At 70.9% G+C, this 20,213-nt stretch carries 10 protein-coding genes; all 10 read left to right on the forward strand.

Annotation, left to right across the window (positions count from 1 at the left end; all coding sequences use genetic code 11):
- Positions 1 to 528 precede the first annotated feature (528 nt).
- The 10 genes from ACOJUJ_RS17350 to ACOJUJ_RS17395 all read left to right on the forward strand — a co-directional run bounded on the left by ACOJUJ_RS17350 (position 529) and on the right by ACOJUJ_RS17395 (position 20,179).
- Positions 529 to 5,385: an NAD-glutamate dehydrogenase gene (locus ACOJUJ_RS17350; protein ID WP_420128165.1), complete on the forward strand. Its 4,857-nt coding sequence runs from the start codon at positions 529 to 531 to the stop codon at positions 5,383 to 5,385.
- An 820-nt stretch (positions 5,386 to 6,205) separates the two neighbouring features.
- Positions 6,206 to 7,360 carry a hypothetical protein gene (locus tag ACOJUJ_RS17355; RefSeq protein ID WP_420128166.1) on the forward strand — a complete coding sequence of 385 codons (1,155 nt, stop codon included), beginning with the start codon at positions 6,206 to 6,208 and terminating at the stop codon, positions 7,358 to 7,360.
- Between the two features lie 48 nt (positions 7,361 to 7,408).
- Positions 7,409 to 7,942: a hypothetical protein gene (locus ACOJUJ_RS17360; RefSeq protein ID WP_420128167.1), complete on the forward strand. Its 534-nt coding sequence runs from the start codon at positions 7,409 to 7,411 to the stop codon at positions 7,940 to 7,942.
- Positions 7,943 to 7,944: 2 nt separating this feature from the next.
- Positions 7,945 to 9,498, forward strand: coding sequence for a hypothetical protein (locus ACOJUJ_RS17365; protein WP_420128168.1), 1,554 nt, complete (start codon positions 7,945 to 7,947; stop codon positions 9,496 to 9,498).
- Positions 9,495 to 12,902, forward strand: a complete 3,408-nt coding sequence (locus ACOJUJ_RS17370; protein WP_420128169.1) for a hypothetical protein — start codon at positions 9,495 to 9,497, stop codon at positions 12,900 to 12,902. The genes ACOJUJ_RS17365 and ACOJUJ_RS17370 overlap by 4 nt, the downstream gene beginning before the upstream one ends.
- Complete coding sequence (locus ACOJUJ_RS17375; protein WP_420128170.1) at positions 12,899 to 13,648, forward strand: hypothetical protein; 750 nt, start codon at positions 12,899 to 12,901, stop codon at positions 13,646 to 13,648. Before ACOJUJ_RS17370 ends, ACOJUJ_RS17375 begins: the two co-directional genes overlap by 4 nt.
- On the forward strand, positions 13,645 to 15,459 hold the full coding sequence (locus ACOJUJ_RS17380; protein WP_420128171.1) for a hypothetical protein: 1,815 nt from the start codon (positions 13,645 to 13,647) through the stop codon (positions 15,457 to 15,459). Before ACOJUJ_RS17375 ends, ACOJUJ_RS17380 begins: the two co-directional genes overlap by 4 nt.
- Position 15,460: 1 nt before the next feature.
- Complete coding sequence (locus ACOJUJ_RS17385) at positions 15,461 to 16,132, forward strand: OmpA/MotB family protein (RefSeq protein WP_420128172.1); 672 nt, start codon at positions 15,461 to 15,463, stop codon at positions 16,130 to 16,132.
- Entirely contained in the window at positions 16,129 to 18,291 is a 2,163-nt protein-coding gene (locus ACOJUJ_RS17390; protein ID WP_420128173.1) for a hypothetical protein, read from the forward strand. The genes ACOJUJ_RS17385 and ACOJUJ_RS17390 overlap by 4 nt, the downstream gene beginning before the upstream one ends.
- A gap of 487 nt (positions 18,292 to 18,778) precedes the next feature.
- A complete protein-coding gene (locus ACOJUJ_RS17395) occupies positions 18,779 to 20,179 on the forward strand; it encodes an NAD-dependent succinate-semialdehyde dehydrogenase (RefSeq protein WP_420128174.1) in 1,401 nt (466 codons plus the stop codon).
- The last annotated feature ends 34 nt before the right edge of the window (positions 20,180 to 20,213 follow it).

Below are 20,213 nucleotides of genomic sequence, written 5' to 3' on the forward strand. Positions count from 1 at the left end.
GCCATGTTGGGGGGGTTGGGCCGGGGAGGGGGGCGGCTCACCATCTCGCACCACCCCATCCGAAGCACTCCAAAAACTGCTTTATCCAACCTCCCCCAGGTTTTTTTGGGGGAGGTGCGAGCCTAAGCGAGCGGAGGGGGCGCGGCCCTGGCACCCAACGATCCCAGGCTCACCGCTGCCTGCCCCCCCCAACCTCCCCCGGCAGTTTCGGGGGAGGTGGGCCGGTGGTGCCGGCCCGGAGGGGGCCTGCGCCAGACCGTCCGCAGCGCACCGATCCCCCACATCGACCGTCATCCCATCAGCCTGGTCGATTCGCCGCAGTCCGGGGTGCGGTACGTACGAACTCCGTTGACTCCGTTGACTCCGTGTGAGGCCAATGCCGTAAAACCGTCCGCCCGCGAGAAGTCCGCCGGCACGCGGCGAACAGATTTTGCGCAGCGGCGTGCCAAAATCCACCCCGATGATTACATTGCTGCCCCCGCCGGACCGCCCGGCGCGAGAACCCGGCATAACCAAGCATAAAGCCGCATGAGCACGACGCTTACTCCGCCCGCCCACGCCGTCACGGTGGACGAGCTTTGCGCGCACCTCACTGGCCTGGGGCGCACCGACACCCCCCTGCTCTGCCAGTTCGCCCGCGCCTTTTTCGCCAAGTCGCCGCGCCACCTGCTGGAAGAGCGCGACACCGGCCAGCTTGCCGCCATGACCCTGGGCGCGTGGGAGTTCCTGCGCGGCGCCCGGCCCGACCAGGTGAACGTGCAGGTGGTGAACCCCGAAGAAGAGGGGTGGAGCGCCGGCGTCACGGTGCTGCGCGCCGAGGTGGGCGACCGGCCCTTCATCGTCGACACCATCCGCGAGTACTTGGCGGGGCAGGACCTGCCCATCCACCAGTACGTGTACCCCGTGCTGCGCGTGCGCCGCGACGCCGCGGGCGAGATCGTGGAGATCGGCGGTGAGGACGGAACGCTGGAGGCGCTGACCCACGCCGAGGTGGCCCGCGTGCACGACGACGCCCGCCGCGACGAGGTGCGCGAGGGCGTGCGGCGCAGCCTGGCCGACGTGGTGGAGGCCACCAGCGACTTTGGCGCCATGGTCGACCGGCTGGACCAGGTGGCCCGCGACGTGGAGGAGTACGCCGCGCGCTTCCCCGACCGCGCCGGCGAGGTGCGCGAGGACGCCGAGCTGCTGCGCTGGCTGGGACGCGGCAACTTCGTCTTTCTGGGCTACCGCGAGTACGCCATCGAGGGCGAGGGCGACGCGGCGACCATCTCCGTGCGCCCCGGCAGCGGGCTGGGGATCCTGCGCGACGCCAGCACCAGCGCGTACGAATCGCCCGTGCCGGTAAGCCGCATGGACGACGACCTGCGCTCGCGGCTGTTCGAAGGCCCCGTGCTGATGGTGAGCAAGACCAACCGCGAGGCCACGGTGCACCGCCGTGCGCGGATGGACTACGTGGGGGTGAAGATGCTGGACGCGCAGGGGCGCATCCGCGGCGAGCGGCGCTTCCTGGGCCTGTTCACCTCGCAGGCGTACAGCACGGCGGCCGAAGACATTCCCATCCTGCGCGGCAAGCTGCAGCGCGTGCTGGACGCCAGCGGCGCGCGCCCCGGCGGGCACGACTACAAGGAGATCGTCAGCGTCGTCAACAGCATGCCCAAGGAGGAGCTGTTCGAGGCCTCCGAGGCGCAGCTGGCGGACGAGGTGCAGGCGGCGCTGGCCTCGCTGTTCAGCGAGGACGTGCGCGTGGTCGTGCGCTCCGACGGCGCCCGCGCCGAGGCGGCGGTGATGGTCATCCTTCCCCGCGGCCGGTTCAGCGGCGAGGTAAAGCGGCTGGTGGGCGAGCGGCTGGCGGCCGAGGTGGGCGGCCACGTGCTCAGCTCGCACGTGGCCATGGCCGCGGGCGACCGCGCACGGCTGCACTTCTACCTTTCCACCGGCCCCGGCGCGCGGGTGCCCGACGCGCGGGCGCTGGAGCGGCAGGTGGCCGGGCTGGTGCGCAGCTGGGAAGACCGGGTCGAAGACGCCATGCGCGCCTTCATGGACGACGACACCGAGGCGTACCGCCTGGCCCGGGCCTACGCCCCTTCGTTCAGCCCCGAGTACCGCGCCGCCACCTCGCCCGCCGCGGCCGTGCACGACGTGCTGCACATGGAGGCGCTGGACCGCCGCGGCGGGCCCGTGGCGCTGCAGCTGCGCCAGCCGCTGGAGGGCGAATCGGCGCCGCAGGGAAGCTCGCTGCTCAAGCTGTACCTGCGCGGCGAGCGGCTGGTGCTTTCCGACTTCATGCCCATTCTGGAGGACGCGCGGGTCAAGGTGCTGGAGGTGGACACCTTCAACGTCCGCACCGACGGCCCCGGCTTCATGATCTACTCCTTTGCCGTGCAGACGCGCGAAGGGGCCCCCATCCCCGACGACCTGGCGCCTCTGCTGGCCGAGCAGCTGCTGGCCGTGCGCGCCGGCGACGCGGTGGAGGACCCGTTCAACGGGCTGACGCTGGCCGCCGGGCTGCGCTGGCGCGAGGCGGACCTGCTGCGCGCGTACTCCGAGTACGCCTTCCAGGTGGGCGCCATCCCCAGCCGCATCGCCGTGTCGCGCGCGCTGGCGGCGTATCCGCAGGTGACCCGTCTCCTGGTCGAACTCTTCCACGCCCGCTTCGGACCGGAGGCGGGGAAGGAGAAGGAGGCGGAGGTGCGCGGGCGGCTGGCGGCGGCGATCGAAGGCGTGACGTCGCTGGCCGACGACCGCGCGCTGCGCCGCATCCTGGCGCTGATGGAGGGCACCGTCCGGACGAACTACTTCCGCACCGGCGGCGCGGACCCCACGGCGCGCAGCGGCGGCGTGCCGTACATGTCGTTCAAGGTGCGCTCGGCGGACGTGGACGAGCTGAAGAAGACGCGGCTGCTGTACGAGATCTTTGTCCACTCGTCGCGGATGGAGGGCATTCACCTGCGCGGCGCCCCGGTCAGCCGTGGCGGCATTCGCTGGAGCGACCGCCCGGACGACTTCCGCACCGAGGTGCTGGGGCTGGTCACCACACAGATGGTGAAGAACGCGGTGATCGTCCCCAACGGCAGCAAGGGCGGCTTCATCACCCGCAAGCGCTTTGATGACCGCGACCAGATGGGCGCCGAGGCGGCGGACCAGTACCGCACGCTCATGCGGGGGATGCTGGACATCACCGACAACCTGGTGGACGGCAAGGTGGTGCCGCCGCAGGGCGTCGTCCGCCACGACGGGGACGACCCGTACCTGGTGGTCGCGGCCGACAAGGGGACGGCGCACCTGTCCGACGTGGCCAACGGTGTGGCGGCGGAGTACGGCTTCTGGCTGGACGACGCCTTCGCCAGCGGCGGATCCAACGGCTACGACCACAAGAAGGAAGGGATCACGGCGCGCGGCGGGTGGGAGTGCGTCAAGCGCCACTTCCGCGAGATGGGCAAGGACATCCAGAAGGAGCCGTTCACGGTGGCCGGCATCGGCGACATGAGCGGCGACGTGTTCGGCAACGGGATGCTGCTTTCGAAGCAGATCAGGCTGCTGGCCGCCTTCGACCACCGGCACATCTTCATCGACCCCGATCCCGATCCGGCGATCAGCTTCGAGGAGCGGCTGCGCGTCTTCAACCTCCCCCGTTCGTCGTGGGAGGACTACGACCGGGCGAAGATGTCGGCGGGATCGATCCTGGTGCCGCGCGGATCCAAGGAAGTCGAGCTGACGCCCGAGGCCCGCGCCGCGCTGGGGCTGGGCGACGAGGTGACGGTGCTGGACGGCGAGTCGCTGATCCGCGCGGTGATCAAGGCGCCGGTGGAGCTGCTGTGGAACGGCGGCATTGGCACCTACGTAAAGGACGGGGAAGAAACGCACGCCGAGGTGGGCGACCCCACCAACGATCCCGTGCGCGTGAACGCCGAGGAGCTGCGCTGCAAGGTGATCGGCGAGGGCGGCAACCTGGGGTTCACCCAGCGCGCCCGCATCCAGTTTCACCTGAACGGCGGCCGCATCAACACCGACGCGCTGGACAACAGCGCCGGCGTGGACATGAGCGACCACGAGGTGAACCTCAAGATCCTGCTGAACCCGGTGGTGCGCGACGGCGACCTGGACGCGGAAAGCCGCAACGCGCTGCTGCGGGAGATGACGGACGAGGTGAGCCGGCTGGTGCTGCACGACAACGTGAGCCAGTCGCTGGCCGTGTCGCTGGACGAGGGCCGCTCCGCCGAGTCGCTGGACGACTTTACGGCGCTGATCGCGGCGCTGGAGCGCGACCGGCTGCTGGACCGCGAGGCCGAGGGCATTCCCACGGCGGCGATGATGACGGAGCGCCGCACCGAGGGGAAAGGGCTGACGCGCCCCACGCTGTGCGTGCTTCTGGCGCACTCCAAGATGTTCGCCAAGACGCAGCTGCTGGCCAGCAAGGTGCCCGACGACCCGGCGACGGAGTCGTACCTGGTCAACTACTTTCCCCCGCAGGCGGTGCAGGCGGCGGGGCCGGAGCGGCTGCGCGCCCATCGGCTGCGCCGCGAGATCGTCACCACGCAGCTGGTGAACGACCTGGTGGACCTGATGGGGAGCAGCTTTCTGCACCGCCTGGCGCGCGACACGGGGCAGGCGGTGCCCGACATCGTCCGCGCGTGGCTTGTGGCCAGCCGCATTAGCGGGGCGCCGGAGATTCGCGCGGACGTGGCGGCGCTGGAGGGCAAGTACCCGTCGGAGGTGCTGTACCGCTGGCTGACGGGGCTGGCCCGGGTGCTGGAGAGCACGACGGCGTGGATCCTGGCCAACGTGCCCGGCGACGGCGCCACGGACGCGCTGATCGAGGACGCGCGGCGCGGTCTGGCGGTGCTGCGCGGCAACTTCGCCAAGGTGGTGAGTGGCGAGGACCGCTCCATCTTCATGGCGCGCCTGGGCGAGCTGCAGGACCTGGGGGTGGAGCGCACGCTGGGCGAGCGGCTGATCACGCTGCGCTTTCTTCCGCAGCTGCTGGAGATCGTGGAGGTGGCCCGCCGCGCCGGCACGGACGAGGTCAAGACGGCCAGGGCGTTCTACGCGGTAAGCGAGCGCTTTGGCACGGCCATGCTGCGCGAGGCGGTGCGCACGGCGGCCGGGCGCGACCCGTGGGAGCGCCGCTTTGCCCAGGCGCTCAGCGACGACGTGCAGCGCGCCCAGCGCGGGCTGGTGCAGGCCGTGCTGGCCCGCAACGGTGGTGACGGAAAGCGAGCGCTGGACCAGGTGGAGAAGGAGCATCCGCGGCAGGTGCGCGCCTACCGCGAGCTGGTGGGCGAGCTGCGCGGCGGCGACTGTCCGCTGGCCGCGTACGCGCTGGCCATCCACCAGCTTCGCGAGCTGGCCGTGCAGGCCCAGGAGCACGCCGCCGTCAACTCGTAGGCTGACCGGCGGCAGGATGGAGGGTGGATGACGACGGGGCCGTCGCGCGAGCGGCGGCCCCGTCGTGCGTCTGGAGGTTTGTGCGAGCCGAAGGCTTTGCGCGCGGTGCCCCTCCCCCGGCCCCTCCCCGTTCGTTCCTCACGGAGAGGGGTGACGCGAGCGGAAGCTACGTGCGTGGGAACGGCCGAGGACGGCCCGCACGCCAAACTGTCATTTCGAAGGAGCGCCGCACGAAACCGTCTTCACCACCACACCCGGCGCGCGACTGAGAAATCTACCGTCCGATTTCTCGTGACTTGTCGAAGCGCGAGAATCTCGCGGCCACAATCCGCGCAGGCGGATTTCGTGATTTTCCAGCCGCGGTTTCAACCGCCCCAGGGCAGAGCCGGTGACTTGGTGTGATATTAATCTCTCACCTCTCGCGAGATGATGGATGAACGACGGGGCTGTCGCGGACGCGGCAGCCCCGTCGTGTACGTCATGGCTCGGGCATCGGGAGCGATCGAATCAACCCATCTCATTAACGACGAGATCGCAACCTGATTCCTCGACTTCGATCAAGGAGATCCTTCTCCGCATTGCCGGATGAGAAAGACGAAAGCGCCGGTCCCTCAATGTGTGAGACGGATATGAGCCGACGCTACGACTGACAGGATCTGGTGAGATGGAATGCGTCATTACAGAACGTGCGTCCGTGGAGGTCGCTCGACGCCACATCGTCCGGACAGCGCCTGCGCTGCTGCTGCTGACAGGGGTGGCGTGCGGCGGTGACGCTCCAACACCGGAACCCACCGAAATCACGTACGCGCAGGCGATGGTGGTGGATGACTCTGTACCCGTCTGGCCCACGACGGAGGCGGGAAAGCCGGTCATCCTGTACGTGGACCGCAGCCAGAGCATGCGCGGATTTCTGGATTCCGCGTATCGCGCCCGCGTGGCCACGGACTATCGCTCGGTGCTGGACGGCTTCGACGCGCGGCTGCGGCCGGCGCAGGTGTTCGGCTACGGCAACGAGGTGCGCGCAGAGGGAAGCGGGCTGGGAACTCTCGGCGACAAGGATTTCTACTCCGACGGGAACACCCAGCTGGAAGAGATTTTCCCGCGGCTCCAGGCGGATTCCACGCTGGGCTCCACGCACGTCATCATCGGCGACGGCAGGCGAGGCGACCCCGACGCAGCCAACCGCCAGTTCGTGTCCATGCGAACGCAGGCGGAACGCTGGATCGCCGCCGGCGGCACCTTCATCGTCGCCGCGTCAGCCGCGCCCTTTCAGCCCGTGAAGAACGATCCGGCGGGGTGCCGCGCGTCCGGCGAGGCCGCCGAGCAGACCTGTCCCCTGTACGCCTTTGCCTTCGTGGCGCCGGGCGACCAGGGGCGGGTGGCCGCCGCGCTCGCCGCCGTGTTCCAGAACCTGTACGTCACCCCGCTCCCCGCAGTGGGGGAAACGGACGTAAGGCTGAGTTCGCCGGGAACGGAGCACATCACCCTGGAGCCCGCCTGGGCCACCGCGCCCGACGGCACGCCGATCGTCCGGGTGCGCGGGCGCGTGGCGACGAACATTCCCATTCGTGCGTCGCTCGCACTGCGCGACACTGTGTCACCGCTGGGGCGCGCTACGCTGCTGGTGATCCGGGGCCGCCGCTTGGTGCCCGCCATCGACGTCCGCATGCTGGTGAGCGACCCGGCGGCCTCTCCGTGGCGGCCTTCGCCGGCGACCGGCGCCCTTATGCGCGCGACGAGCGATCCGTTCACGTACGAGTTCTCTTCATTCGGTGAAGGTGAGGGGGTCCCCCGCTACGTGTACCGCCTCGAACTGCATCCGGGTGGCGAGCCGTCATGGCTGAAAGCGTTCGACGCCGAGAGCGCCAACGACGCCCTTCGCACTTATGGCTTGGGCAGCCTCTTCGAAAGCTTCCAGGCACGAGATCCGTTCACCGCTCCGCCCATAATTCGAGCTTTCATCGTCGCCAACTGACCGGCTCACTGCCCGGCAGCCTTCCTCCATCGTGCTTAGAGGATCGTTATGTGGCAATCCTTGCTGCACCTGTGGGCTTCGCCGCCCGCCAACGTCAAGCTCACCTGTCCGCTGCCTGCGCCCGGTGATCCGCCGGACCTGAACGGTTTCTTCGACCCCGCCCCGGTGAACGCCGCCTACGGTTGGACGGCGCTGGCGACCGGGCTGCTGGTGCTGCTGGCCGTGCTCGCCTGCTACCTGTTGGACCGGCGCAGCCTCAGCCGCGCGTTTGTCCTGCGCTGGTGGCTGGTACTGGCGATTGCATCGGTGGTAGGCGCGCTGGTGCCGCTGGTGATGCTGTATGTCGTCGTCCCGCAGCACGCACTGGTGAGAACCTGCGACACATTTCCGCTGGCCTTCTCCGAAACCTATCCGGTGGGGCTGGCGCTGAGCCGCGCGCTGGCGGGCCTGGTCTGGAGTGCGCTGGCGTTCGGCGTCTTCTCGTTCGTGCTCACCCGGGCAACCGGGTGGCACCCGGCGTCGGGCGGCTTCTTCCACAACCGGGGCTGCCCGTGGCCCCGCATCAACCCGTTTGGAGCGTAGCCATGTCCACGGACCTTGTCGGCTCGGGGATCGCGCAGCGGACGCTCACGTATCTCGCCCTGGGCGGGAGCGGAATCCGCAGCATCGAGCCGCTGCTGTACCTGTGCGCCTTTGGACTGGGGCCGCGGCAGCTGCGGCTGGTGCTCATCGACCCCGACCAGTCCAATGCCGCAATCAAGCGCGCCAGCGAGCTGATCGACCTGTACCGGGACACCCGCGCGGCGCTGGCCGAGCAGGGCGCGGCGGATGTGTACTTTCGCACCGAGGTGGTGGACGCGGTGGGAAGCTCCCTTGTCTGGTCGCCGATCACGGATGATGAGGGATTGGCCGATGCCCGCTTTGCCGTGCGCGTGGACCGCACCCTGATGCGCGGACGCAGCGCGCCGCTGGGACACCTGTTCGACCTGCTGAACCCGGAGCGGGTGCGCAACATGGACCTGACGATGGGGTTCCGCGGCGTCCCCTCCATAGGCACGGTGTTCATGAACCGGCTGCGGGACGAGCGCTTCTTCGCGCAACTCCTGTCGCAGGGGCAGACGGAGGCCGACGCCGTCTTCTTTGCGGTGGGCTCCATCTTTGGCGGCACCGGCTCGGCCGCGTTCCCCGTGGTGGGCCGCGCGCTGGCCGACGGGCTCAAGGAGCGCGAGGGCACGTCGGCCATCGCCGGGGTGCCGCCCCAGCGCATCGGCGGGGCGCTGTTCCTTCCCTACTTCACCCTTCCCGCGCCCGACACCCGCGACGCGCCGGACGGCGGCCCCCGGCCCGAAACCGTGCTCTTCGCGCAGAACGCGGCGGGAGCCCTGCCCACCTACCTCACCACCAGTACGGGCTACGGCGGGCTGTACATGGTGGGAGATTCGGAGCCGCGCGAGCAGCTGAAGAACGAGGTAGGTGGCGAGCGCCAGGCCAACCACGCGCACTACGTGGAGCTCTTTGGCGCGCTGGCCGCCCTGGACTTCGCATCCCGTTCGGGCGAGGACGCGGCGGCGCGGCTTCCGGTGGTGCGCGCCACGGCCATCGGCGGGCGTGACCCGGGGTGGGCGGACCTGCCGCTGAACGCCCCGTCGCGCGCGCGGCTGGTGGGCGGGATCGTGGCCGCGCACCACTTTCTGAACGCGTTTCGCCCCGACGGCGCCGCCCACCCGGACCTGCCCGCAACCCTTCGCGGCGTGACCTGGCTGCAGCTGCTCAAGCTGAAGCCCGAGGAGCTGGCGGCACGCACGCAGGCGCTGGACGGCATGGGCCGCTTTTTCCACGCCGCGTGGGAGTGGCTGGCGGAGATGCGCCGCTCCAGCCCGGCGCTGGCGCTGGTGCCCGCGTCCAGCGGCCCGCCCACCCGCATTCGCCCCGACGAGCTGGTGGAGGGGCGCGGCGCGTCCGCCGCCGAGCGCCGGTCGCGCCACGATGAGTCGATGGTCTTTCGCCACTGGAACGACGCGGCCTGGGCGCACCGCGGGACCGGGTTCCGCGGCTTCATGCAGGTGATGCGCGAGGGGAGCGAGCGGTACGCGCGCGCCGCGTTCGCCGAAAACGTCAGCCTGAAGGGGGCCGCATGAGCCGCAACCTGCTGCCGCGGTTTCGCGAGAAGCCCAACCCGGCCAACATCGAAGCGCTTCCGCCCGGACGCTGGACGCCACTGCAGAACCCGGTGGAGTTGGCCAAGCTGGAGCTGCCGGCCGAAAACGCGACGGAAATCCGCACCCGCATTCAGTCCATCCCCAGCCCGTGGGCGCGACTGCACCTGTTCCGCAACGCGCTGGAGGACCCGCAGCACCCCGCGCACCGGCTGGTTCAGAACGAGCTGCTGGACGCGCTGGAGTTTCTCTGGTCGCAGGGCTCCGCGCGGGGCGCCCACGTCACCGTGGAGCGCGTTCGCCTGGAGGACCTGCGCGCCATGGCCCAGGACACGGGGTCCGTGCGCGTGGAGGACTTTGCCGACGCCCTGGTGGAGCTTTCGCCGCGGCGCACGGGCGGCAGCGCGCAGAGCGCCGTTCCCACCCTGTCGGTGCTGCTGGTGAACGGCACCCCCATCGCCGCGTCGTCGCCGTACACCGTGCTGTTCACGGCCGAGGACGCCGCGCGCGGCGAGGCCACGCGCGGCCTGTTCCGCTACGCCGTGGGCGCCGAGCACCGTCCGCTGCCGGCGCGGCCGTTCCAGTTCCAGCGCTACGTGGCGCAGGTCCTTCTTCCCCAGCTTGAAGCCCCCGCGCCCGAGTCGCACGACGAGTACGTGGCGTGGAACACGGTGCAGGCCTGCGTCACCGCCTGGCTGCGGAAGGAGATCCGGGAGTGCCGCACGGGGCGCGGCGAGCGCGTGGCTGATCAGCTCACCCCCTCGCCCGACGCGGAGGGGTGGCGCACGGCGGCGGCGGCGCTGCACCTGGAGCCGGTGGGCTCCCAGCGCTTTGGCGGGCTGGTGCTGTACAAGCGCCGCACCGGCGCCGAGCTGGACGAGAGCCGCTGGCGCCTGCGCGCGTCGACCGGCGCACAGCCGGCGCCGATCGTGGTGGATCCTGCCAGCTTCGACGGACGCTTTTACGAGGGTGCCCCGCCCGTCAAGCTCCCCGCCGACCTGGCGCGGCTGGACCGCGGCGTTCTTCCGGGGGTGGACGTGCATCACCCCTGGGTGAATCCGCAGACGGACTGGCTCACCGACCAGGTGTTCCTGCTGGGCGAGCCGCTTCGCCCGGAGTCGGTCAAGGGGCTGCGGGGATACCGGGTGCAGTCGCAGGGCGGCGATCCCCGCTTTGCCCAGGCGCGGCTGGCGCTGCCGCTGCGGAGCGAGTTCTTCCGCTTCTTTTCGCCCGACGACGTGGACCGCCTGCTCACGGTGGAGGTGCTTTCCAACGGCTCGGTGGCCGTGGCGCTTACGGTGCCGGTGGGAAGCGACGACGATCCGGGCGAGGTGGTGGTCCGGCGCGTCTATCCCGATACGCACATCCTCAAGCAGTACGGCCCGGAGCTGACGGTGTGGCCCGCCTTCGCGCACCCGGCGTGGAGCGAGTACACGGTCTTTCGCACCGACCGCGAGCAGTTTGTGGCCGAGCACGTGGAGGTGCGCGCCTACAGCGCGGGGCAGGCGCTCGCCCTCATTGGCCAGCAGGGGGTGCGCACGCCCCTGGTGCGGGCCGCGGCATTCGCCGCGCGGCCGGAGATCCTGGAGTTCCGCAACACCGCCAGCGGCGCGGGCGACCGGGCCGAGCCGCTGGGCGTGGTGCTGCCGCGCTTTCCCCGGTCCGCCGATCCGCACGAGACCCGCTGGGCCGTCGGCGTCGACTTCGGCACCTCCAACACCATCGTCAGCGTCCGCGAGAACCAGGAGTCGGCGGCCGACATCTTTTCCGCCCAGGGGCTGGTGCTGCCGCTGACGGAGGAAGGGGCGGACACGAAGGAGTTCCTGGCCGGCTACTTCTTTCCCGCGGCCGTCCTGGCCGAGCCGTTTGGCACGGCGGTGGTGCACGTGGCCGGGCTTCCCCAGCTGGACCTGGCGCGGGAGCCGGCGGCGGTGCGGGTGAACGTTCCCTTTTCCGGGATGGTGCGCAACGACGGAACGACCAACCGGGTCACCGGCGACCTCAAATGGTCGGCCGAGCGCGAGGCGTACTTCCTTTCCTCCGCCTTTCTGCGCCACGTGGTCGCCACGGTGGTGGCCGAGGCGCTGCGGCGCGGGGTGCAGCCGGGCAACGTCGCCATCGCCTTTTCGTGGCCGCGCTCGTTCAGCGAAGACCAGGTGCGCAGCCTTGAGGGGCAGTGGCGCGACGTGCACCAGACGTTCGTGGCGCGCGGGCTGGGGGACCTGAAGATCGAGCGGGGGCTGGATGAAAGCCGCAGCGTGCTGCGCCACTTCTTCAACGCGGCGGGGACGGGGACGCTGGGCGCCGGCAACGTGATCATGGACGTGGGCGGCGGAACCACCGACCTGGCGGCGTACGGCGAGGGGCGCACGCTGCTGCTGGACTCGGTGCTGCTGGGCGGCAAGAACCTCACGGGCCCGCGGCAGCAGGCGGCCGGCAAGGAGGGGCTTACCAATCCGTTCGTGCAGGCGCTGGTGCGCTGGGCGCAGGCCAACGACCTGCCCCACACGCACCGCGACGTGCTGGACAAGTACATGGCCGAGGGGCAGATCCACCTGGCCTTTACCTACCTGGTGCGCACTCCCTGGTTTGCCTCCGGGCAGGCGTCGCGGTTCTGGGTCACCCCCGAGTTCCGCGCGTTCCAGTCGATAATCTTCTACTTCTTCGCCTCGCTCTTCCACTACACGGGCCTCGCCTTCCGGGCGCTTCCGCCGCGGGAGGGCGCGGAGGGGCCGCGCCTTCCCGAGTCCATCACCCTGGCCGGCAACGGGAGCCAGTACCTGCACTGGCTTTCCAACATGCACCCGGGTTCGCCGGGGGATGCGTATCGCCGCGCCCTTTCGGACATCCTGCTGACCGCCGCGGGCGCGGAATCCGGCCCCGCGGTGCGGGTACAGGTCACCGAGAAGCCCAAGGAAGAGGTGGCGCGCGGGCTGGTGGCGCCGGTGGTGAACCAGAGCCTGGCCATCGATCCGCTGGCCGCCGGGCCCGTGCTGGGCGAGCGCCTGACCGTGCAGCTGCGCGCGGAGGGGCAGCCGCGGCAGATGGAGCCGGACACGCGGCTGGGCCCGGCGGAAAAGTTCACGCCCGACCGGTTGCCCACGCTGCGCTGGCCCGACGGGGAGATGGAAGGCGAGCGCTTTCACGCCTCGCTGCTGCGGGCCGCCGAGGGCCTGCTGCCGCTGGGCGGAACCTGGGCCGAGCTTCCCGACCGCTACCGCACGGTGTTCTTGGGCCTGGGACGCGCGGGTCTGCGCAACGCGACCGCGCAAAAGCTGGAGTACTTGGTGAACCGGGGGGGCGGATACCGCGGCTCCGTCTTCATCCTGGAAGCCACGGTGGTGCTGGAGCGGATGATCGACGAGTGGTTCGGGAGGCGGGCATGAGCGTTCGCGACCTCCCGTGGGTGTGGATCGCCGGTGCCGTCCTCGTCGCCGCGCTGGTCGTCGTGCTGATGACGCGGAGGCCGGCGAGGAAGCGGCACCGCTCCCCGCGATACGAGGGCGATCACGGCTCCGGCCATGGAGACGGATCGGGGCCGCCGCCCACCGGCGAGCAGCGGGCGTTGCTCAACGCGGCCAACCAGCTGCGCGACGCGCTGGAAAAGCAGGCACGGCAGATGGAAGAGCTGCGGACGTTCTGGTCCCAGAAGCTCGACGAGCTGAACGGAAAGATCGGCGAGCTGGCCCGTGCGCAGGCGCGCAGGCTGGAGCGCGCGCCGGATCCGCCTCCGCGCGTCGAGGCGGACGGCGGATACGCGGCGCCGTACGACGCCGGGATGTACGGCTCGGAGAGCCTGGGCATGCAGTTCCCGGCGCCGGAGCCGGCGTGGAGCCCCGGCCCCGGCCCCGGCGACCAGCCGGTGGAGATCCGCGACGGCGTGCTGGTGGTCAGCCGCTCGCTCCCTCCGGCCGGGTACGTGTCCGTGGGCGGATCCGGGCAGGCGCGCGTGTACCTGAACGCCGAGGTGCCACTCACGGAGTTCTCGCTTCCCAAGTGGGCCGCGTTCTTCGACCTGCAGGGCGCTCGGCCCTACACGGCGTACCGTACGCGCCGTCCGGCCGAGGTGCGGTGGGACGAAGGGTCGGGGCGGGGTGAGCTGATCAGCAAGGGAACGGCGGAGGCGATATGAGCGTGATCGAACCGCCGGAGGCGCCGCGCCCAGGCCACGTGGACGACGACGCGCAGGCGCCGGCGGCAGCGGCGCAGCCCGCCACGCGGAGCACGGCACACGCCACCCAGCCGATGGGGATGATCGGCGTACCCACGCGGGGCGACGGCCCGGCGCGGCTGTACCTGTGGGTCGGGGCAACGTTCTACGCCGGCTTCGCGCTCCTCTTCATCGCCAGCCTGCTGGGGGAACGGGAGGACAAAGGCCGGGCACTCCTGGAGCTGCTGGGCATCTCCGACGGGGTGAACTGGATCATCTTCTCCCTCATCGTCGCGGGAATCCTGCTCACCGTGGGCGCGGGGTGGACCGTGTGGCGCGACGCGGAGCTGCTCCGGCGCGAAGAAGACGACGTGGACTGGGTGCTCGGCCGCAAGCGCGAAGGGCTGATGCTGGTGTTCGCCCCCGCGAAAGACCGGGAGGCGCGCTTTGCCCGCGGCGAGCGCACCATCCGCCCCGGTGAGTCGGCGCACGTGGAAACGCTGGTGGACGACCGCGTGCGCCGCGTGCACCAGGCGCAGCTGGAGGGCGGAGGCGCCCACATGCCCGTGGAGGAGCTGCGCGGGATCGCCGAGACGCGCACCGCCAGCTTTGGGCACGTGGCGCGCTTTGCCTCGTCGCTGCTCCTGCTGCTGGCGGTCCTGGGCACCTTTGCGGGGGTCAAGACCGCGCTCCCCAGCCTGATCGACGCCATCGGCGCCACGGAAGGGGCGGGCGCGGCGGCAGAGACCATGATGGGGCCGCTGCGCGCGGTGGCCGATGCGTTCGGGGGCAACGCGCTGGCGCTGGTGGGCGCCATCGCGGTGGGGCTGATGGCGCAGGGGCTGTCCGTGGGGCGCCGCCACCTGCTGGAGCGGCTGGAGCTGGCGTCGGCGGAGTACATCTACGACCGCCGCCGCGCCAGCTCCGCCGATCCCATGATCGCGGCCGTGGAAACGCTCGCCGCCACCGCGCGCGAGGTGCACGAAGCGGGCACCGCGTTCCTGGGGATCGAGGATTCGCTGGCGGGGCTGAGCGAGTCGTTCCGCACCTCCTTTGGCAGCCTGAACGACAAGCTTGCCGACGTGATGACGCAGCAGGACGAGCAGCTGCACCGCCGCACGTCGCAGGCGCTGGAAGAGCTGCAGAGCCGGGTGGTGGCGCTGGCGGGCGTGGTGGACGCCAACACCCGCGCCTACCAGGGGCTGGTGGACCGGGTGGGCGAGCGCTCCGCCGAATCGCGCGAGGCCGTGCAGCAGATGCGGGCCGCATCCGATTCGCTCACCCGGGGACTGCAGGGCATCCTCCAGCTGGGCACCGTCTCGGCCTCCGCTTCGGCGCGGCTGGAGGAGGGGATCGGCGTGATGGTGAAAGGCACGGAGCGCATCGAGGAGCGGATGACCGCCGTGGCCGACGCGGTGGAGCGTACGCGCCCCGCGCTGCAGGAAGTGGAAACCGCGGTGGCCGGCGCGGCGGACCGGGTATCCAGCATCGACGCGCGGGCGGCGGCCAGCTGGAAGGCGGTAGCGGACGACGTGCGCCGCGAGTTCGCGGAGCTGGCGAAATCGCACGCCGTGGCGCCGGTGTCGTACAGTGGCGGCGGATCGCCCCTGCCCGCCGACGCCGTGGGGCTGCTGCGCCGCATTGCCGCCGCGGCCGAGGCGCAGCGCGGCCCGTCCCCCCGGCTGATCGCGACGAGCGCGGGGGCGGGTGTGCTGGGCGCCGCGGGCGTCGTCTACGTCATGATGGAGCTGGGCGGCTGGCTGGGCACGCTCGGCAACCTGGTGGGGCTGTAGGATGGCGGTCCTGCACGACGACGAGGCCGCCGGCGGCCCTTGGCCCGCCTTCGCGGACCTGCTGGGCGCCACCACGCTGCTCTTTCTGATCCTCTTCGCGGCCGTCGCCGTCCCCGCCATGCGCCGGGCCGGCGCCGCGGACGCCCGCGACAACACCCTCGACACGCTGGAGCAAAAGCTCCGGGGCACGGGGGACGGGCGGGAGGTAGAGGTGCTGCGCGTGGGCGACTACCTGCTGGTGCGAATCCGGGGGGACGCCACCTTCCGCAAGGACCGGTACGCGCTTTCGGATCTCAAGTCCGAGGGCAAGCAGATCCTGCGCGAGCTGGGCGCGTCGCTGCACCGCGACGGCCTGTTGTCACTCATCGACCAGGTGCAGGTGGTGGGGCACACCAGCAGCGAGGGAAGCGAGGAGCGCAACTGGATCCTTTCCGCGTCTCGCGCAGCCACGGTCTCGCTGTTCCTCATCGACAGCGTCCGTATCGACCCGTGCCAGGTTTCCGCGCTGGGCCGCAGCCGCTACTACCCGGTAGATCCCGTGGCCGCGCGGACGTCGAGTGGCGCGAACGCCGAAGACCGTCGCATCGAACTCGAGATTCGTCCCATGGTGGTGGACGACACCGTGCAGAAGCGCCGGCGACGCAACTGCGTGGGTGGAAGGCGTGGGCCGTGACCATGAGGGCGGACGGCGTGCTACACGTGGACCGGGTGCTGGCGGACCCGCTGGCGGTGCCGCGGGGGCTGGACCAGGCGTTGCGGCGCATCGAGCGGGGCGCGCGCGAGCAGCGGGACGTGCTCGCCCCCCTTGCCGCGCGGCCCGACGCGGCCGAGCCGGTGCGGGCCGCCGCGCAGCAATTGGAGCGCTTTCTGGAGAACGGGGACCGCAGCCCCCTGCTGCGCGCCCTGCGGCGTCCGCTGCGGCAGATCGCGCCGGGGACACCGGGGTGGCGTAACCTGGACAGTGCCTGGAAGGGACTCAAGGCGCGCGCCGAGGCCGCGGTGGAACTGCAGGCGGCGCTGGATGGCATCCGCGCTGCAGTGGCGCGCGTCCGCGACCGCTTTGCCGACGAGCTTCCCCGCGCCTCCGCCCGGGTGCTGCGACGCGAGCAACTGGACGAAGATGACCTTGTCCGCATCGCGCGCGCGGAGGACGTAAAGCGCCTGCACGCACGCCTGCGCCGCGCCGAGCACGAGCTGGAGCGGCTGTGGGAGCGGGTGGACGGCGCGGCGGATGCGCAGCTGCAGCGCGGACAATCCTGGGCCGAAGAGGCCGCCCCGGGCGAGGTGCTGGCCCTGCTGCGCCTGCGGGAGCGCGAGCGCCTGCTGCACGAGCGCGACCGGGCGCAGAAGCTGCGGGGAATCGCGGCGCGGCAGGTCCAGGCGCTGGGAAGCGCCGGGGCGAACGCGTGTCCCCGGCGCGACGCCTCGCACGCCGTGGCGGAGCGGTTGGGCACGCTGCTGCTGCGCGACGAGGGCGGCACGCCCACCGCGGAAGACCTGGCGCTGTGGAGCGAGCTGCTGGGGGCGGCGTCCGATGCACTGCATCAGCCGGAACGTGCCGGCTGGGCCGCGCACCTGGATCCGCCGCCCGTCCCGGTCGAGCGGGATTTTGGCGCCACGCACTTCATCGTCCCCATCGACCCGACGTACGCTCTCGTCACGCAGGAGATGCAGTCGTGCGTGCGCGTAGCGGGACGGGCGGTAACGATGGACGGCGCGGTGGAATGCGCGGTCTTTCTGGAGCCCGGCGACGTGGAGACGCTGCCCCTGGCCCGGATGGACGTGGAACCGCTCTTCGATGGGCTCAACGTGGAGCCGGCGTGGTACGCCACAGGGCGCCGCGCGAAACTGCGGATCATCGCCCGCTACAAATCCGGCTGGATCGCGCGGATCGAACGGCGCGGCGAGCTGGTGCGCAGCCGTGTGGCCGCATGGCAGCCCGAGCGCGGCGGCGATGACCGGCTGCGCGTGCTGGGCACCCTTTCCGCCCCCGCCCCGGCCGAGCCCCTGGTCGTGGGTCCCGCCGGCGGTGAGCCATACGGGTTCTGCGGACTGGTCACCCTTCCCGTCGCGACACCGCTGGCGGAGTGCGCCACCGGGTGGCTGCGGCTGGCGGGGCACGGCGCGTGGTCGCTGGACGCGGTGAAGGCGGAGGAAGCCTGCTTTCGCGCCGTGGCGCGGAAGATATCGCTCACCGTCCCCGTCTGGGCGGGCCGGGGCCACCTGGAGGCGCGCGGCGCCAGCGGCCCGCTGTACGTGCAGCCCCTGGGGCTGCGCGCCGCCGCCCTTCCCCCGCTCGCAAGCTGGCTCACCTCCGCGGCGTCGCGGCCGCTGCTGCAGGCGGTGGCCCGACTGTGGCTGCGGATCACGCAGGCAGGGTACGCGCTGGGCGTGTACCACACGGACGCCCTGGTCTTCACCATGGATTGGACGGACGGCGGCAGAGGCCCCGCGGCACACGCGACCGTCACCCACGCCCCCTTTGCGGCTCCGCTGGGCCAGTACCACCGCCGCCCGCCGGCGGAGGAATCGCTTCTCCCCCACTACGCCGGCCTGGGATGCGGGGTGCTCCCTCCCGCCGCGGCATACGGTGACGTGGCCCTGCCTGCCTCAGAGGTACAGGCGTTCGCGCTGTTCGCCCTCGACGCGCTGGTCCGAAAGCCGCTTTCTCTCTCCGGCATTGTGGCGAGCGAAACATTGGTGGAGATGGTTCCGCGTTTCGCGGACCACTTCGTGTACCCCGAGCCGGCGGCGCGCCTGGCCGCGGTGCTGCGGCCTGGCGCGAAGACGGATGGTGTGGCCAGCTTCATCCAGCGTATGGCCGGGGAGTAGCGGGGTATGGGCGAGCTGCAGTCATAGATGGATGACGACGGGGCCGTCGCGCGAGCGGCGGCCCCGTCGTGCGTCCGGAGGTTTGTGTGGGCGGAAGGTTTTGCGCGCGGTGCCCCTCCCCCGGCCCCTCCCCGTTCGTTCCTCACGGAGAGGGGTGACGCGAGCGGAAGCTGCGTGCGCGGGAACGGCGAGGGCGGACCCGTGCCGAATTGTTATTTCGAAGGAGCGCCGCGCATCTATTCCCCATCTCCACACCCGGCGTGCGACGGAGAAATCTGCCATCCGCATCTGGTGAATTGTCGAAGCACACGGATCTCGCGGCCACAATCCGCGCAGGCGGATTTCGTGACTTTCCAGCCGCGGTTTCAACCGCCCCAGGGCTAAGCCTGTGACTTGCTGAACGCCGTCAGGTGCGCATTCTTGCATCATCCGCATCCCGCTCCAGCTTCCCTTGGCCGGTGCTGAACCGAAAGAACGAAATCGACCGATGCCCATCGCCACGATCAATCCCGCAACCGGTGAAACGCTGCAGACCTTCGAGGCGCTGACGGCGGGGGAGGTGGATGCAAAGCTGCAGCGCGCGGCCGACGCCTTTGAGCGGCACCGCCGGACCTCGCTGGACGAGCGTGCGGGGAAGATGCGGCGCGCGGGTGAAATCCTGGACGCTGACAAGGACCGCCTGGCGCGGCTGATGACCACGGAGATGGGAAAGACGCTGGCCGCGGCGCGCGCGGAAGCCGAGAAGTGCGCCTGGGTCTGCCGCCACTACGCCGAGCACGCGGCGGGGATGCTCGCCCCGCAGGCGGTGGACGTGGGCGGCACGGCGCGCGCGGAGGTGCACTTTCTCCCGCTCGGCGCCGTGCTGGCGGTGATGCCGTGGAACTTTCCCTTCTGGCAGGTCTTCCGCTTCGTGGCGCCGGGGCTGATGGCGGGGAACGTGGGGCTGCTGAAGCACGCCTCCAACGTGCCGCAGTGCGCGCTGGCCATCGAAGATGTTCTACGCCGCGCGGGATTCGAAGAGGGCGTGTTCCAGACGCTGCTGGTGGGATCGGACGCGGTGGCGGGGATGCTGGATGACGAGCGCGTGGCGGCGGCCACGCTCACCGGCAGCACGCCGGCCGGGCAGAGCGTGGCGGAGCGCGCGGGGCGCAACCTCAAGAAGACGGTGCTGGAGCTGGGCGGCAGCGACCCGTTCATCGTCATGCCCAGCGCCGACCTGCACGCCGCGGCGACCACGGCGGCCAAGGCGCGCTGCATCAACAACGGGCAAAGCTGCATCGCCGCCAAGCGCTTCATCGTGCACCAGGACGCGGCGGACGAGTTCGAGCAGCTGTTCGTGGCGGCCATGGAGGCGCTGCGGGTGGGCGACCCGATGGCGGACGGCACCGACGTGGGCCCGCTGGCCACCGCCGCCATCCGCGACGAGGTGGACGAGCAGGTGCGCACCTCCGTCGCCGCCGGCGCGCGCCTGCTGACGGGGGGACAGAAGATCGAAGGTCCCGGCTTCTTCTATCCGCCCACCATCCTCACCGACATCCCCGAAGACGCGCCTGCCTACCGCGAAGAGGTGTTCGGCCCCGTGGCCTCGCTCTTTCGCGTGGCGGGGATCGATGAGGCGATCGCGCTGGCCAACGACTCGCAGTTCGGCCTGGGCAGCAGCGTGTGGACCCGCGACGAGGCCGAGCGCCGCCGCTTCGTCGCCGAGATCGAGGCGGGGATGACGTACGTGAACGCGATGGTGGCCAGCGACCCACGTCTCCCCTTTGGCGGCGTAAAGCAGTCCGGCTACGGCCGCGAGCTGGGCACCTTTGGCATCCACGAGTTCGTGAACATCAAGTCCGTGTGGATCGAGGAGCACGCCCCGACGGACCTTCCCGACGCGGAGTAACCCGATCGGCGGCCGAAAAGACAAAGAGGCCAGG

The sequence above is a fragment of the Longimicrobium sp. genome, assembly GCF_048594345.1.
In the GTDB taxonomy this organism is placed as follows: Bacteria; Gemmatimonadota; Gemmatimonadetes; order Longimicrobiales; family Longimicrobiaceae; genus Longimicrobium.

Excerpts from the sequence above, each read along its gene's own strand:
- ACOJUJ_RS17385 (WP_420128172.1), top strand. The coding sequence starts at position 15,461 with ATGGCGGTCCTGCACGACGACGAGGCCGCCGGCGGCCCTTGGCCCGCC.
- ACOJUJ_RS17360 (WP_420128167.1), top strand. The coding sequence starts at position 7,409 with ATGTGGCAATCCTTGCTGCACCTGTGGGCTTCGCCGCCCGCCAACGTC.
- ACOJUJ_RS17365 (WP_420128168.1), top strand. The coding sequence starts at position 7,945 with ATGTCCACGGACCTTGTCGGCTCGGGGATCGCGCAGCGGACGCTCACG.
- ACOJUJ_RS17380 (WP_420128171.1), top strand. The coding sequence starts at position 13,645 with ATGAGCGTGATCGAACCGCCGGAGGCGCCGCGCCCAGGCCACGTGGAC.
- ACOJUJ_RS17395 (WP_420128174.1), top strand. The coding sequence starts at position 18,779 with ATGCCCATCGCCACGATCAATCCCGCAACCGGTGAAACGCTGCAGACC.
- ACOJUJ_RS17350 (WP_420128165.1), top strand. The coding sequence starts at position 529 with ATGAGCACGACGCTTACTCCGCCCGCCCACGCCGTCACGGTGGACGAG.
- ACOJUJ_RS17370 (WP_420128169.1), top strand. The coding sequence starts at position 9,495 with ATGAGCCGCAACCTGCTGCCGCGGTTTCGCGAGAAGCCCAACCCGGCC.
- ACOJUJ_RS17375 (WP_420128170.1), top strand. The coding sequence starts at position 12,899 with ATGAGCGTTCGCGACCTCCCGTGGGTGTGGATCGCCGGTGCCGTCCTC.